Origin of the sequence: Pseudomonas sp. B21-010 (genome assembly GCF_024749325.1) — a bacterium.
Taxonomy (GTDB): Bacteria; Pseudomonadota; Gammaproteobacteria; order Pseudomonadales; family Pseudomonadaceae; genus Aquipseudomonas; species Aquipseudomonas kilonensis.
Genome location: NZ_CP087198.1, coordinates 894804 through 910974, shown reverse-complemented (window position 1 = coordinate 910974; position 16171 = coordinate 894804). Strand labels below are relative to the sequence as shown.

Genomic DNA, 16171 nt, shown 5'->3' with positions numbered 1-16171 from the left:
ATGCAAAAAAGAGATGCGTCCCACAGGACGTGTCGAAAAACACAACAAAAACGACGTATCAGATCCCTCAGGAACAGACCACGGCTCGAAGAAGCACTGTCACCTCCTCTCGGACAAACGTGGCCTATCCCTGTCAGTTTCAAGCGCTTATCTAGGGTCGATGACATCCAGTGCACGGTTTGCCAATAGCTGACTCAGCTCGATCAACTGTTGCAGCCCTAATGCAAAATTCCGTCGAGAATCCTCCAGGTCGAACGCCAGATCGCCGGCCATGGCATTGGCGGAGGCCAAGGTTTCGCTGAGATTGGCCAACAGGCTTTCAGCATCGACGCCCTCCACGACAGTGAACAACTGGTCCGGAGGCGGCTTCTTGCCAGGCTGGGCGGGTTTGGGGTTCAGATAGGAATCGATGACACGTTCGGCGTTGGCGTCGGCAGCGATGTCCAGATGCAGCGGTGGAACGGGTGGGTCGGGGATGAGTTTGTCCATATGGACCTCCTAACGTCAGTCGGATCCGCCACTATTCGCGACTAAACGAAGTGGGGTGGCGGCTGTGCGCAGGTTAGTCGACCGGGACGTTAGGAAACCGGCGCACCCGAAAGTGCCCTGCGCACAGCCACCATAAAATCGGCGAGAAAACGCAGCCTGACTTCAAGGAGACCTTGCGCCTAACGAGATACCGAGCGACTAAACCCGACCGCTGAATTGGCAGCGGTGGACAAAGACTAGGCACCGAAATCAGCAGGCGCAAGTGGCTGGAATTTTCTAGGAAATGTCCTGCAAGTCAATGGGGAATATTCGTTCCGTCGATTCCTACGACAAGTCTGTTTAACGATTCCATAACGGAACAAATTGCGTATAGTCCCGCCCGCCGCCCTTGCGGCAATCAGTTTTGGCAGCCCACAACCTCTGATGGAGCATGAGTTTTGTACAAGAAATTTACAGGGATCGTTTTTCTGCTATTGAGCGGCTGCTCACTGCATCCGTATACCAAGGACGAACTGCTGAACACTGGCGTAACCAGCCCCGAGTACTGCCTGACGCAAGAGCGGGCGGTGGTCGAAGAGCGGGTGCAAGGCTACCTGAACCACTGCTTTCACCCACAAGTGACCGAGCTCACGACGGGTGGGAGACTCGTCAATACCATCCAATTGAAAGTCGACAGCAATGCCGACAGAAGCGACATGGTGCTATGGGCACCAACGATCTATGGCAGCCAGTTCTATATGAACGTGATCGTCTCGGAAAAGAACCCCGCTTGCAAAACCACCATGACTGCCGTGGCCTCAGGCTGGGGATTTGGACGAAATTTTCCGAAGATTCTGGAAAGCGCGAATGGGGGAGACCCGTGGTGTCCGCTGTAACCACAAAAGAAGGGGATAGCAAAATAAAACTGCGCCATGGGCGAGCGATCAACAATCCGGCTTCTGTGGCGAGGGAGCTTGCTCCCGCTGGGCTGCGAAGCAGCCCTCGCTATTCATCGCCAACGGCTACGCCAACCGACAGAGAGCAAACGCCCTTTACACGATAATATTATTGGACCGCCTGCCCGGCTGATTCAGAAGGCGTCGTTGTGACCGCCGGCTCTATAACTTTCGCGGAACGCCCTGTCTCGACATCACGAACTTCGTAATACCACCATTTCATCGAAGAAACGCCATAAAGCCCATAGGTACGGCCACCGACCAAATCCACGGTCATTTCAATTGGACGTGAGTATCCGGTTCCAATAGCGTACTGCACGGAAAGTTTATGCCGTCCTGCTCCGACTCGATACTCGGTTTGGCGGGCTAGCCAATATAGCGACGTATCGTCATCGATCTCGTCTATCGACAGATGCTTGTCGAACTGCCGAATTGTCGCGACCTCGTCCCAGGGTTTTCCTTCTGCGCTTTTATGTTCGTAATGAATGCACCCGGTCAGCGTGAAGCAGAATAAAGTCATCACTACAAAGCGTAAAACAACATCGTGTCGCATCAATGGCCCTCCAAGGCACGCTTTTATCTCGACTCAGAGAAAAGAAGGAGAGAAAAGGGACAGATCTATTTATAAACCAAGAAAAGCAATGAGCCTGACCCTCTGCGCCTCACAAAATAAATCTGTCCCCTTTTCAGTCTCATTACCCAGTTGCTTTTGCACCAGCTAATCAAGCGAGAATGATGAGAAGTAGAACGACAATTTTTTATCCTCAAGATCACTCAATTGATAACGCATCCTATCAAAGCCGGAATCCAGCTTATTAACGTTCATGTGCATCAACTGAGTTAATCCGCCGCCAAAATCATGGGACGTAAATTGGCAAATATCAATGAATCTGATATTCACGACATCAGCCCCTACCTTTTCAGAGGCCGAAATCGATAGAGATAAATCATAAGCCATCCCGTCAACATTCAACTGAATACTAATTGCATGCAAGCAGTTGTGAGCAACAAGCAATTCATTCAACTCTGGAAGACTAATCATTATTGATCCTCGTCTCTTTCCCATTGGAACCATAGCCTGGACCATATTCATAGGTATGCGTGTGGGGGTCGGAATGATATTCCGCAGGCTTTTCTTGGTTCCCATATCCGTGATTAGTGTAATCCGTTCTTTTAACCTGCCGGCCATACTGGTCGTACTCGATCACAGATTTTTCCAGTTTCCCAGTCGCGGGGTTGTACCTCTCCTGTGTCACACTCCCTATTCCAGGAGTCGTCTGATGCGGTTTCTTCCCGGTAAATACCTCGTCTGGAAACGTTCCTTCCGTTGCAGCAACTTTCGTCCTGCCCGGCGCAGCTGTACCTGCTACCTCTTTTGCACCATCGGCCCCAACCTTAACCCCGGTTGTACCACCCTTACCCCCAGCCGTCGACGAGAACAGCCCCCGGTCCTGATTCAATCCATCCGACGCAAGCTCCGCCAGTAATGCAGCACCCTCGCCTTTTTCGGTGCGCGTATTCTCGATGATGCCGGTATTGATGGCCCGCTCGTTACCTCGGGTAATTACCCAAAGCGCTGCCGAACGATCGAACCCCGCGCTCCTGCCGTCATGCAGCATCTTCTCATTAGCCGGAATCTCATCCACCAACTGCTTCGTCACTTGCAAACAGCTCGCCGGGTTATTCCGGCAGTACTGTCCGAACTCTTTGTTCCGAGCCGTATCGAGGTCGTTGTAATAGTCCCTGACGGATTGGCAATCCGCTGGGGAGGCGCACGTATTGAGCTTCTGTTCTCTTTCGACCAGTTCGGCATGGAACAGATAGTTGAATTCCGTCGCTTTCTTGGCGATCGTCGAACCTGTATTCAGGTCGCCATCGACCGCAGCCGCTGCCAGAAGCCCCGTCAGTTGCGACAGCATCAGTTGCAGATCTTTGTTTTCACCCGCCACCTTGGCCATGCCGGGAATCAGCGCTTCATTCAAACCGGCGGCAACCGCACCGGTCTTGAAGTCGCTGCCCGTCAGCTCAGCCAGCAGGCCACCCATGATCGCGTGGGCAACAATTTTCTGTGGGCCGCCATCGGGGAACTTGATGGTATCGCCCACCCAGTTGAAGCCGGTCGCCATCGCCACATTGCCGGCCTCTCCCAACAGGGCAGCATTGAAATTGCTGCCAAAGCTGCCACCACCGATCGCGGTGGAGATACCGCTGGAGATCACTGCTTGCCCGGTTGTGCGGATTGCAGTGTCAGTCGCGGTGTTCCAACGGAAGATATCCTTGGAGGAGTTACTCGCGCTCGATGCCGAACCTGCCGACCCCGCCGAACCCGTCGACGGCTCGACGCCTTGAGTGGTCGTGCTGGAGCTGTCGGTACTACTAAACCATTCTTGGTCCGCGTATGCGGATGCATAGGCAGTAAAACCGGCAATCGCCGCACTCTTCAAGCTATCGGCGCTGACTGTTTCCTTCAGCGCGAGTCCCAGGTTGCCTTTGTTCTCAATGGTGCTGGTGACCGCCGTGGTGCTCAGGCTGGTGGCGACCGCAAGATTGGTGCCCGACAGTCCGAAACCTGCCGGCCCCATGATGAACGACATCAAAATCGCGATGGCAATCTTGGCCCCGGCCCCCAGACCGGAGTTGTCATACTTGAAGCTGTCGTGGATTTCCTTCACCTGGCGCCAGTCAATGTCGCCCCGGGCCTGGGCCTCTTTCATCCAGGCCAGGTCTGGTTCAGCCTTCACCATTGCATCGATGGTTTGGCTGACACTCTGCTGATCCACTTGTTTGACATCGATGCGCAGCCCATCGACGGCCTTGATCACCAACTTTCCTTGGGCAACCAGAGCGCTCTGGCGCAAGGTTTCGTCGGTCCGTCCCTCGCCTTTCATCTTGTACCAGGCCAGGTCGCTTTTGCTCTTGGTATGGCTCTCGTCGTGGAAGTCCTTGACCCCTTCGAAGGTGATGCGCCCGCCGCTGTCGATGATCAGGTCGTTGCCGCTTTGCAGCTTCGCCACTTGGTAGGTCTGATCGCCACCGCTGACCAACATCAGGTCGCCCCCGGTGCTGATCTCGCTTCCGATATGGGTGAGTTGCGTCACCTCATCCCGTCGTGCGGCTTTACTGCCCCAGCTCCCCTTCTTCTTCATGTCATACAGCGAGTAATCACGGTTCTGCTCAGCCAGCAGACTCAGCTGCTTACCCGCCACCAGATACGCCTCGTTACCCGCCGCAATCTTGCTCGCGACCATCAACAGATCATTGCGCGCAGCAACCCTTACATCCCCCCCGGCATCGAGGGTGGTCGCCTGCTGCGAGACATGGTCTTCTTCCTTGTTGATCTTCTTGCCGCTGCGCTTGTAGCGGTACTCGCTGGAGTTCTCGTTCGCCGCCGAGATCAGGGCGACATCCTTACCGCTCAGGTTGATATCGCCTTTGGCTTGGAGATGGCTGGCGACTACGGTCAGGTTGTTGCCGGCGGTGACGTTCAGGTTACCGCCCGCCTTGACTTCACTGGCGTGCTGAACGGTCTGGCTCTGCTCCCAGAAGTGGCGTTTGTCCTGACGCATCGAGCCGCTTTCTTCGCGAGCCGCGGAGATGACGACGTCTTTGCCCGCACTCAAGTCCGCGTTGTTGCCCGCAGTGATCGCGCCGCCCACGTTGAGCAAATCGCCCGCTGCACGCATGGTGAGGTTGTTACCGGCCTCGATGCGCGCGGCATTGTCGACAACGGAGGTTTTCGAACTGAAGCCCTTGCCGCTGTTCTCGAGGGTGGTGATGGTCCGGTCGTTGCGGATGTCGCCGGTCAAGGTCGAGAGCTCGACGTCCTTGCCTTTGAGGATGCCGCCTTGCATGTTGACCAGGTCTTTGCCCGCGACCAACTTGAGCCGCTCGCCAGCCTCGGCCAGGCGCGTGTTGATCAGGTTGTTCCCGGCTGCCGCCGAGAGGTTCTCACTGGCACGCAGCGTCCCGGCGTTCTTCAGGTCGGTGCCCGCAATCAGGGTGAGGTTCTTGCCCTGGATCAACGCGCCATCGGCCATCAGCCGGTTGTTGGCCTGTGCCAGGTAAAGCACCGGCACCAGGACATGTTGGCCATTGACGACCTGGTCTTCCATCCAGACGATGTCGTGGGTCAGCGCGGCGACTTGTTGCGAAGTCAGGGTCACGCCAAGGGCCAGGTTCAGTTGTTCCTTGCTGGCGATGGCATTGTTCATCAGGTACTTGAACATGCCTTCGTCGCTGGTCTGTCCGGCAATGAAACGCTGCCCAGTGCGGGCCAGCACCGCCTGTTGGATCAGGCGTTGTTCGTACAAACCATCGCCCAGGCGCTTCCAGCTGGTATCGGGGTCATAACCCAGGTTACCCAGCAAGTAGTCCGAGCTCATGAACTTCCTGAGGTCGGTCAACGCGGGGTTGGTTTCAATCAGATATTTGGGGCCGCTGATGACCCGGCTGGCGTCTGAGCCCTGGACAGCGGCCCGACTCTGGTCGTGGCTGTCTTGCGCTGCGGCCGCGCTGTCGACGACACGGAACAAACCATTCTCGCCAGTCGGCAAGGTGAACCCGGGCATGGTGGTCGGGTTGACTTGTTGTTGGGCCAGATCCGGCGGCAACTGCGGGTTGAGTACCACAACCGCCGGCTGTGCGGCGTTGGTCACATCGGTGGCCGCTGACTTGGTTGCGCCCGCCAGCGGTGCCCGGAACTGCACGACACTGTTGTTCTCCAGGCGCTGCGTAGCCTGGATGCTGATGTTGCCGCCCGATTGAACGACCGCCGGTGCCAGCGACTCCCCTGGCGTCACAGTGGTGATGTCACTCTCCTGACGGAAGTTGTTGAGCGCATCGACGGGCACTTGTTTCGGGTTGGCCTGGGCGTTGTAGGGGACGATGATCCTGCGGCGGAAACGTTCGTCGGTACCATCGGTGACCCGGCCGGTGTTCCAGGTGCGCGTCCTGACGCTGGTGCCGGAAGCAGCACCAACGTTGGCGAAGTTGTCGGCGGTAATCAGCAGGTCGGCGGCCGAGGCCATCACGCTGTATTGGTTGGTCACCGCAGAGCCATCAACGGTCAGTTTCGCCCCACTCATCAGGGTGGCACTGACCGAGTCTTCAAGCACTACGCTTTGGTAGGTCTCCCGGGCTATATAGTCGACGTTGTGGTAGTCACCACCGCAGTCATAGCATTTGACGCTGATGGAGCCCGACACCAGCTCATCGGTGGTGGAGAAGACGTCCTTGCGATTGATCAGGGTGTCGCTGCGCAGCGACATGTCCTTTGCCGACTCAAGGGTGCCGGAGATGTTCTCCAGCAACACGCTGCGAGCGACGCCATCTCGGGCCGCGACATTCAGTGCCCCCAGGCTGTAGACGTCCGCACGATAGTTGGTGAAGCGATTGAAACGCAGGGCCATGTCCGCGCCGCTGAAGATCAGGCCGCGATCGTTACGTGCCTCGTTGGCAAGCAGTTCGACGGTTTCGGCGCCACCCAGCGTGCCCGTATTGACCAGGCTCGTGGCGGCCAGGGAGAACTTGCCCCCGCCGGTGATCCGGCCGGCATTATTCAGCGCACCGAGACTGGTGATGGTGGTCATGCCACCGCCAGCCAGGCGCGAGCCGCTGGAGAGATCGAGGCTGGCGGTGCTCAGATCGAATTGATCGACACTGCTGAGGCGGCTGTTTTCGGTACCGACATAAGCGCCGGTCAGCTTCAGATCCAAATCAACGTCGCTGCTGATGATGCCCGCGTTGTTCCAGGTGCCGCCCGTAGCCAACAGGCTTTGTACCGCGACCAACTTGCCGCTACTGGTCTGATTGAGCTGGCCCACCTTCAGGTTCAGGACATTGGCTTGGATATCCGAGCTGTTGTCCCAACGCGCCGCGTCGACGGTCAGGGTACCTGAGGTCATCAGGCTGCCGCCGATGTTGCTGAACCTGGCGAGGTCCACGCCTAACGTGCCGGTGCCCACATGACGAACATTGCCGCCAGCATTGTTGAAGCCTGCCATCTGCAAGGACAGGTCCTGGGTGGCCGCTTCAATGACGCCGCCCTGGTTGTCCAGCAGTTGATCAACCGTTAGCGTTGCGGTCCCCAGCTTGCCCACCGAGCGCAACTTGCCGCCCTGGTTATCAACTGACACAGCACGGATCAGCAGGCCATTGGAGCCTTCCACCAGACCGCGCTGGTTGTTCAGAGCCCCGGTCAGACCGAAATCAATGGCGTTTGCCGCTGCGCGTCCATCGCTGTTGTCCAGATTCTGAGCACGGACAGTCAAGGCCTGTTTGGCTAGCACTGCACCGTTGCGGTTTTCAAGCGTGGCGGTGGTGATATCAACGTCACCGGACAAAGCCGAAACCTGCCCGCCATTGTTGAGTACCGCTTGTTTCGCATCGAGATCGACGGACTGTGCCTGGATCAACCCAGCTGCGTCGGCCGAGGTGAGCGACTCGCCGTTATCCAACACCGTGTCCAGCGTGGCTTTCAGCCAACCGCCGACACTGGCAAGGACACCGCCACGGTTATCGAGACTGCTCGCCTCGATGTCCACGTTCCCGGCCTGGGTGATGGCGCTGCCATCCTGGTTGAGGAAATCCCCAGTGATATCGACCTTCAGGTCACCTTGGCTGAGCAGGCTGCCTTTGGTGTTATCGAGACCACCACCACTGATCGTCAGCCCCTGCTCAGTGCTGATGATCGCCTCGCCGTTATTGAGCAGTTGCTGGTAAGCGGTCAGGCTCATCGCCTTGACCGAGGCGATATAACCATCGTCGCTGTTGTTGATACGGTCTGCGGTCAGGGTCAGTTTCCCCTGGCTGACCAACTTGCCATCCTGCTGGTTGAAGCTTTTCAGCGTGGCAACGAGATCACCCTGGCTGGTGATTTGTCCTGCGCTATTTTCAACATTGCCGCCCCTAAGGGTCAGTGCCGCGTCGGAGGCAATCTTGCCACCGCTATTATCCAGGGTTTTCGCTTCGAGCTTCAGGAGGCTGTTACTGCTGATGACGCCTGCGCTGTTCTTCAGCGTCCCGGCGACCAGGGTCTGCTCGCCGTTGCTGGCGATGATCCCTTTATCACGGTTATCCAACGCCCCAGTGGCCGATGCTTGAATTTTGCCTTGGCTGACCAGCGTGCCGGCGCGGTTATCGATGTCCTTGCTGTCGAGCGTCAGGGTCTTGCCGGCGGAAAAAGTGCCGCCGCGATTGTCGAGGGTCTGCGTGGTCGTGGCTTTCAAGTCGCGACTGGCGATGACGCTCTGCCCGCGGTTGTCGATATTCGCCGCGGTCAGCACGACATCGCCAATCTGGTTGCGGGTGTTATCGACGTTGACGCCCGCTTCGATGATGCCGAGGTTGTTGAGCTGGCCGTCGGTGGTCAGCGTGACCTTCTCGCGCGCCGCGATGGCGCGCTGGTTGCTGAGAGCGCCCTTGGTCGTCGCCTGAACATGGCTGCCGGCATAGATCGTCCCTTGGGCGTCCAGACTTTGAGCCTTGATCTCGACGGCGCCTGCCGCCGTGGTTTGCGCCAAACTCAAATGCCCGTTGGCGTCGAGTTGGATGTCGCCACCACTGGCAACCATCTTGCCATCCAGCTTCACCCCAACCCCGGCCTCAGTCCCCACCAGCTTGATCGCACCGGCGTACATCCCACCCAACGCCGACGAGTCGATAGCCAGCTCCGGTTTCGCACTGCCGTCATCGGCCCGGGCAGTGGCGTTGAGGGTATTGGCATTGACGTCATTGCGCCCAGCCACGATGGTCAGGTTCTTCGCCTGGATCTCGGCATTGATCTTGGCGCTGCGGGTGATGATTTCGAAGCGGTCGACGTTGTTCACGTTGAGGCCCGCGCCTTCAATGGCGACGCTGCCCTGGTCCACCTGATAGCGACCCACCTGGCCGTTTTCGATGATCGGCTTGCCCGTGGTCAGGGTCGCCTTTGGGGTATTGATAAACCCGCAGCCATTGCAGGTGATGCCATAGGGGTTGGCGACGATGACATGGGCCGACTGCCCCGCCACTTCGGTGTAGCCGCGCAACTGGCTGGGGTTGCCGCCGTTGACTTCGTTGAGGATGACCTTCGCGGCCGTACCCTGGAGGTTCGGGTTGCCGAGGATGATCCCACCCAGTTGCGTGGACTGGGCGGGATTGGTGGCGTTGTTGAGGATCACGCCGTTGCTGCCGACGTTGTAGTCCTTGAACTGGTTGTGGGACAGGCCGCTGCCGTTGGGCTTGGCGATGTTGACCACCGGCACGCCATTGCCGGCCTGGCCGAGGCTGGTGCCCGGGGCGCTGACCACGATACCGCCCGCCTGGGCCCACATCGGCTGCCAGAACATGACGTTGGCCAGCAGGAACGCCAGGCCGCGCTTGGGCATACCCCAGAAGGCGTCGCGGGTTTGCAGGGCAGCAGAAGGCTGGCGGGCCAGGAAGGCGTATTGGCGGTCGTCCATGATCAGGTCTCGTTGCAGCAAAAATTAGATAGATACATCCACGCGGAAGTAGATCGGCGCTTCGCGCTCGGTCAGGGCATCCGGACGTTCCAGGGAATGGGCGAAAGTGACGCTGGCGCTCAGGTGCTCACCGCGGGCGAACAACTCCAGCGAGTTGCTCGACATGCGCCCGTGCTGATCGCCGTTGTAGCGATTACCGCTAATCACGCCCTGGTCGTAACCGAGGCTGGTGCCGTACTCGGCGAACACCGGGCGCAGCCATTCCACGGTCACCGGACGGCTCCAACGCAAGTCGTTGCGCCAGTAGCCGCCGCTGTCGCCGGACAATGTCTGGTCCTTGTAGCCACGAATCGACGATAGGCCGCCCAGGCTCATGCGCTGCGGGCTGAACAGCACGTCTTCGCTGCGCTGGCCGGTCATCAGGCTGCTGAAGCTGAAGGATTCGCCACCCAGTTCAAAGGGTTGCAGGTAGCTGAGGGTGGCGGTGTATTTGCGATAGCGCGCATCCGGCACTCCAGGGCCCGGCTCATGATCGCCCTGGGCATCGAGGGCGCCGATACCTTGTTGCAGGCCCAGATCGAGGTTGACGAAGGCATTGCCGACCCGTCGGCCATGGTTGATGCCGAACTGCGCCTCGCTGATGCGATTGCTGCTCTCGGCGAGTTTGCTGTCTTCGATGAAGTTGTTGGTGCGCAGGTACGCAAGGCCAGTGCTGAGTGAGGTCTTGCTCACCGCGTCGCGATGGACCACACGCTCCAGGCGCACCTGATGGTTCTGGCTGTCGCCGCTCTGCTTGAAATTGAAGCCGTTGGCCTGGCCCACGGCGCGGTACTCGCTTTGGCTGTAGGTGTAGCTCAGGTTCCACCAGCCAAACGGCAGGTTGTAATAGAGCATGCCGTTGCGCGAGGTTTTCTGGTGATCGCTGACGGCATCGTGGCCGCCGCGCAAGGCCAGTTGGTCAGCCAGGCCCAGGGGACTGTCCCAGTCCAGGGAGGCGCCCCATTGCTGCTCGCCGGTGCTTTTTTGGCCGTCGTTATGGCGTGACAGGCCGGCGCGCCAAGGTTTTTGCGGGGTGTTATTGACCCGCACTTCGCTGCCGCCGATGTTCTGCCCCGGCGTCAGTTCCATTTGTGCACGGTTGGACGGCAAACGGTTCAGTTGATCGACCATCTGCTCCATCTCACGCAGGTTGAGCAGTTCGCCGGTCTTGCCGGGAAACGCCATCGCCAACTCGCGATCCGACAGCTTACTGTTCTCGGCACCCTTCAAACCTTCCAGCCGCCCCTCGACCACCAGCACTTGCAGGTGACCGCTGGACAGGTCCTGTTGCGGCAAGTAGGCGCGACTGGTGACCAGGCCTTTGTCGAGATAATGGTCAGTAATGACTTTGAGCAGCTCGTTGAGCTGCGGCACGCCCAGGCATTGGCCGATGTAAGGCTTGAGCAGGCGTTCGCGCTCCGCATCGGACAAAGCATCGGCGCCCTTGAGCTCGATGGTCTTGATCGGGAAGCAACGGGTATCGACAGGTGCCGTCGGCTGGGCCGGCTTAGCTTCCTTGCCGGGCAGGTCCTTGAGCTCTTCAAGGCGTCGGCGCTGCTCTTGGAGCAGGCGATCCTGACGTTCACGGATCAGGTCCGTGTCGCCGGGGGTTGGCGCAGCGACAGCAATGTTCATCGCCAGAAAACACAGCGACGCAACAACTAGCCTCGTCCCTAAGGCAAATACGGACATGTTCGATCCCTCGATACAGAAATGACAGCAGGCGTGCATAGCACTGCGCGCACACCAGACCCTGCATATCGCTTTCGGTTCAAGGGAGAGGAGATTTTCTACGTAAAAAAGAGACGCGTCTCACAGACGGCGTCGACAATCACAGTGAAAAAACACTTCTGTAACGCCCGAGCCGGCCAGTAACGCAGTTCACTCAGGCAGTCGTAAATCCGTGGCGAGGGAGCTTGCTCCCGCTGGGCTGCGAAGCGGCCCAACAATGTTGCGGTCGCTGCGCAACCGAGCGGGAGCAAGCTCCCTCGCCACAGGTTCATCGTTTTCTTAAGTGAGCGCGCCTTTGCCGCTTCCCGCTCGCGAATCAAGGCTTTTAACCCCGTTGCCAAGCAAGGTGGGCGACTGCCCAGTGATCTCGCCCAGCAGCGTCGTCACGACGTTGCCTTCCACCATGCCTCGCGCCTGAAGAAGGTCCGCCACCGCACACACAGCCGGCCAATAACGGTGCACCAGGCAACTGCAACGCGCGATCGCCCGGGATTGGGCGTCGAGCAGTTTGCGCGGTGGCAGCAGGCTGATCAATTCGTGCCCCCGGTCCAGGTCACCGCGGCCGCTGCCCCTGATCAACCGATCGGACCGGCGATGCCGGTAGACCGCTTCGGCCACCGGCCCCGCGAAGCAATGGAGCAGGTCACGCTCAATGGCATCGACCATCGAGGGCAGGAATTCAGCGATCCCCGGGGCGTCGAAGGCCGGGCGCGCGACCAGATAGTCAGCTTCCACCAACCCTTCTGCGTATTGCGGGTTGCCGCGCAGGTCGAACAGAGGTCCCGTGCAGGCTTCAGCCTTGGTACGCACGGTGATGCGTTTAATCGGTTGGCCGTTCCACCAAAAGGCCAGGGCATGACCCGCTTCGTGGAAGGCCGTGCTGCGCGGGCATTTGTTCATTATTGGGTCCGTCACGGCAGGCGCCATTCATATCATCTGCCTCGCCGCTTGGCTTCGATAAAAGATTATCCCTATCGACCGTTAACACTGCGCCTATTAGCTATCTGGCAAAGGAGGACTAGCCTGAATTCAGGCTGGTGTAATCCGGCCCGTGAAACCTGACAAAGAGATACGAAGCGTTCAGAAACGTACTGGGCTTGCCGTGGGCCACCGAATTGGTAACTAGACCTCTCGTGTGTTGCCGTGTGGCCGCACACGATCAGTTGAGCGAACTGTGAGCCCTGCGCCCTGTGTCATTTATTTCGCCTGTCGCTATCCAGAGCCCGGCCGGGCTGGATAGCTGGATGAATACGACCAAAGGTAGCTTCTCATGGCAAACGAATCGAAATGCCCGTTCAATCACGCCGCTGGCGGTGGTACGACGAACCGCGACTGGTGGCCGAACCAGCTGAATCTGAAGATCCTGCACCAGCACTCCTCGCTGTCCGATCCCATTGGCGAGGATTTCAACTATGCCCAAGCGTTCAAGCGCCTGGACTTCCAGGCCTTGAAACAGGACCTGAATGCACTGATGACCGACTCGCAAGACTGGTGGCCGGCAGACTTCGGCCACTATGGACCGCTCTTTGTCCGCATGGCCTGGCACAGTGCAGGCACCTACCGCACCGGTGACGGGCGCGGTGGGGCCGGTTCCGGCCAGCAGCGGTTTGCACCACTCAACAGTTGGCCAGACAACGTCAGCCTCGATAAGGCACGTCGGCTGCTGTGGCCGATCAAGCAGAAGTATGGTCGCAATATCTCCTGGGCCGACCTGATCGTCCTCACCGGCAACGTCGCGCTGGAGTCCATGGGCTTCAAGACCTTCGGTTTTTCCGGAGGCCGCGCCGATGTCTGGGAGCCGGATGAAGACGTCTACTGGGGTTCCGAAAACAAATGGCTGGGGGGCGATGTTCGCTACGCCAAGCCCGACAAAGCCGCCATGCAAGACCCCGGCGAAGGCCAATTGGTGGCCGAGCCTGGCAACGAAGAAAGCCGCACCGACGAGGGGCGCAACCTGGAGAACCCGCTGGCCGCCGTGCAAATGGGGCTGATCTACGTCAACCCGGAAGGTCCCGAGGGCCAGCCGGACCCGGTCGCCGCCGGGGTGGACATCCGCGAAACCTTCGCCCGCATGGCGATGAACGACGAAGAAACCGTGGCATTGATTGCCGGCGGCCACGCCTTCGGCAAGACCCACGGCGCAGGCCCTGCGGACAATGTCGGCGCCGAGCCCGAGGCCGCGGGCCTGGAGCTGCAAGGCCTGGGCTGGAAGAGCACCTTCGGCACCGGCAAGGGCGCCGACACCATCACCAGTGGCCTGGAAGTCACCTGGACCACCACGCCCACCCGCTGGAGCAATAACTACCTGGAGAACCTGTTCGGCTTCGAGTGGGAACTGACCAAGAGCCCGGCAGGCGCGCACCAATGGACGCCGAAAAACGGTGCAGGCGCGGGCATCATCCCCGATGCCCATGACCCGTCCAAACGGCGTAACCCCACGATGCTGACCACCGACCTGGCGCTGCGCTTCGACCCGATCTACGAAAAAATCTCCCGGCGCTTCCTGGCCAACCCCGACCAGTTGTCCGACGCCTTTGCCCGCGCCTGGTTCAAGCTGATCCACCGCGACATGGGCCCGCTCTCACGCTACCTCGGCCCGGAACTGCCCAACGAAGAACTGCTGTGGCAAGACCCCATCCCGGCGGTCGACCATCCGCTGGTCAACGACAGCGACATCGCCGCCCTCAAAGGCAAGCTGCAGGCCTCGGGCCTGTCGGTTTCACAGCTTGTGTCTACGGCATGGGCCGCGGCTTCCACCTTCCGTGGCTCCGACAAACGCGGCGGCGCCAACGGTGGCCGCCTGCGCCTGGCCCCGCAGAAAGATTGGCCGGCCAACCAGCCCGAACAACTGGCCAAGGTGCTGGCGACCCTCGAAGGGGCCCGGAATGAGTTCAACGCCGCCCAGTCCGGCGGCAAGAAAATCTCCCTGGCAGACCTGATCGTGCTGGCCGGCAGTGCCGGTATTGAACAAGCCGCGAAAAATGCCGGGCTCAGCGTGACGGTACCGTTCGCGCCGGGACGCATGGACGCGAGTCAGGAGCAGACGGACGTCGAGTCGTTCGGTTTTCTCGAACCTATCGCCGATGGCTTTCGTAACTACCTCAAGGGCCGGTACCGCGTGTCTGCCGAGGCGTTGCTGATCGACAAGGCCCAACTGCTGACCCTCAGCGCCCCGCAAATGACGGCATTGATCGGCGGTCTGCGGGTGCTGGACACCAACGTCGGCCACACGGCGCACGGTGTCTTTACCCAACGGCCCGGGACGTTGACCAACGACTTTTTCGTCAACCTGCTCGACATGGGCGTGGAATGGAAAGCCCTTTCCGACACCCAGGAAACCTTCGAGGCTCGCGATCGCAAGACCGGCCAGGTCAAATGGACCGGCACCCGTGTCGACCTGGTCTTCGGCTCCAACGCCCAGCTACGGGCCTTGGCCGAAGTCTATGCCAGCCCGGATGCCCAGGAGCAGTTCGTCAAGGACTTCATCGCGGCGTGGGTCAAGGTGATGAACCTGGATCGGTTTGATCTCAGGTGAACGGCGTACGAGGGCATGAGGTCTGGCAAGGAGGTGACCTCATGAACTTTTCTTCACCCCACGCCCCCGCGTGATTGGGTACAGTCGCCTCGCTCATTCAAGAAACTAAGGTTTTAGCCCGCTCTCCCAGCGGGCTTTTTTTTGCCTGGCTTTCAGGCTGACGAATGTGCGTTACCCGACGCCGGCACGACAGCCGCCTGCGCCGCTCGCTGTGGTTTCAACACAGGCTGCTCCAAGGCCTCGCGTCCATAAAACAGCAACGCCATCAGCCAACAACTCAACCAGACAAAAATCCCCGCCCAGAACGTGTGGGACATGTAATGCCAGCCCTGCAGGACCCGCGTCGTGCCGTAGACAAAGCCCAGCACCAACGCCCCGTGCATCAAGGCTTTCGAATGACGCCAGCGGTAACGGCGGGCAACGAAATACAGCGCCAGCATCGTAAAGCCGCCGGACGCATGCCCCCCGGGCCAGCAGCGACCATCACCGGCGACTTTCAGCAGGTCGAAATTCTGGAACCATTCCTTGTGCTCGATCTTGCCGGCGTATTGGGTGGTTTCCACCGGGCAGTACACGCTGGTGTGGCCCTTGAGGTAATGGATCACCCCGGTGCTGAGGGAAAAGGCGAAGACCACGTAGAGAAAGTCGCGCCGATGCTTGTGGGCAAAACGCAACGGCGTGGCCAAGCGGGCTTTCTCCAACAGGCGAAGCAATCCCGGGCGCTTATGTGGCTTGAAGATCGGCCAGACAAACGACAGCAGCGCCCCGATGATCGCCGCCTCGCCGGTCCAGTTCGGAATGATCCTGGCCCACTTATGGGTGATTTTCTCGAACAGCCGCACGTGCTCCAACGGAAAGACCTGGTGCAACGGGTCGTAGAATAAATTGCTGAAAGCGATGTCGATGCGGGTCAAGTCGAACAGCAAGAACACCACCACGGCGCAGACCAGGGGAATTCCAAGATTGAGCCCGTAGAAACGGGCGCGAGCAGACGTCAGCAT

The 16171-nt window shown here is 59.3% G+C and carries 9 protein-coding genes; 2 read left to right on the top strand and 7 right to left on the bottom strand.

Translation table 11 applies throughout. The features are described 5' to 3' along the window. Window positions 1-147 precede the first annotated feature (147 nt). Complete coding sequence (locus LOY50_RS03845; RefSeq protein ID WP_258690328.1) at window positions 148-489, bottom strand: DUF6124 family protein; 342 nt, start codon at window positions 487-489, stop codon at window positions 148-150. A gap of 437 nt (window positions 490-926) precedes the next feature. On the opposite strand from LOY50_RS03845, the gene LOY50_RS03840 reads away from it, so the two are divergent. Further along, window positions 927-1364, top strand: coding sequence for a hypothetical protein (locus LOY50_RS03840; RefSeq protein WP_250965876.1), 438 nt, complete (start codon window positions 927-929; stop codon window positions 1362-1364). Between the two features lie 169 nt (window positions 1365-1533). Here the strand turns inward: LOY50_RS03840 and LOY50_RS03835 are convergent, their stop codons facing one another. The 5 genes from LOY50_RS03835 to LOY50_RS03815 all read right to left on the bottom strand — a co-directional run bounded on the left by LOY50_RS03835 (window position 1534) and on the right by LOY50_RS03815 (window position 12535). Continuing rightward, complete coding sequence (locus LOY50_RS03835; RefSeq protein ID WP_060613273.1) at window positions 1534-1977, bottom strand: hypothetical protein; 444 nt, start codon at window positions 1975-1977, stop codon at window positions 1534-1536. A 165-nt stretch (window positions 1978-2142) separates the two neighbouring features. After that, the gene (locus LOY50_RS03830; protein WP_235582563.1) at window positions 2143-2466 is read right to left on the bottom strand and encodes a hypothetical protein; all 324 of its coding nucleotides are present in this window, start codon (window positions 2464-2466) and stop codon (window positions 2143-2145) included. Further along, the gene (locus LOY50_RS03825) at window positions 2459-9865 is read right to left on the bottom strand and encodes a DUF637 domain-containing protein (protein WP_258690327.1); all 7407 of its coding nucleotides are present in this window, start codon (window positions 9863-9865) and stop codon (window positions 2459-2461) included. Before LOY50_RS03825 ends, LOY50_RS03830 begins: the two co-directional genes overlap by 8 nt. 24 nt (window positions 9866-9889) lie before the next feature. After that, a complete protein-coding gene (locus LOY50_RS03820) occupies window positions 9890-11596 on the bottom strand; it encodes a ShlB/FhaC/HecB family hemolysin secretion/activation protein (RefSeq protein ID WP_301300322.1) in 1707 nt (568 codons plus the stop codon). A 318-nt stretch (window positions 11597-11914) separates the two neighbouring features. Next, window positions 11915-12535 carry a hypothetical protein gene (locus LOY50_RS03815; protein ID WP_258690326.1) on the bottom strand — a complete coding sequence of 207 codons (621 nt, stop codon included), beginning with the start codon at window positions 12533-12535 and terminating at the stop codon, window positions 11915-11917. A gap of 370 nt (window positions 12536-12905) precedes the next feature. Between LOY50_RS03815 and katG the strand changes: the two genes are divergently transcribed. Next, the gene (katG, locus tag LOY50_RS03810) at window positions 12906-15170 is read left to right on the top strand and encodes a catalase/peroxidase HPI (RefSeq protein ID WP_258690325.1); all 2265 of its coding nucleotides are present in this window, start codon (window positions 12906-12908) and stop codon (window positions 15168-15170) included. Between the two features lie 152 nt (window positions 15171-15322). Here katG and LOY50_RS03805 read toward each other — a convergent pair whose 3' ends face one another. Then, window positions 15323-16171, bottom strand: coding sequence for a phosphatase PAP2 family protein (locus tag LOY50_RS03805; protein WP_253471479.1), 849 nt, complete (start codon window positions 16169-16171; stop codon window positions 15323-15325).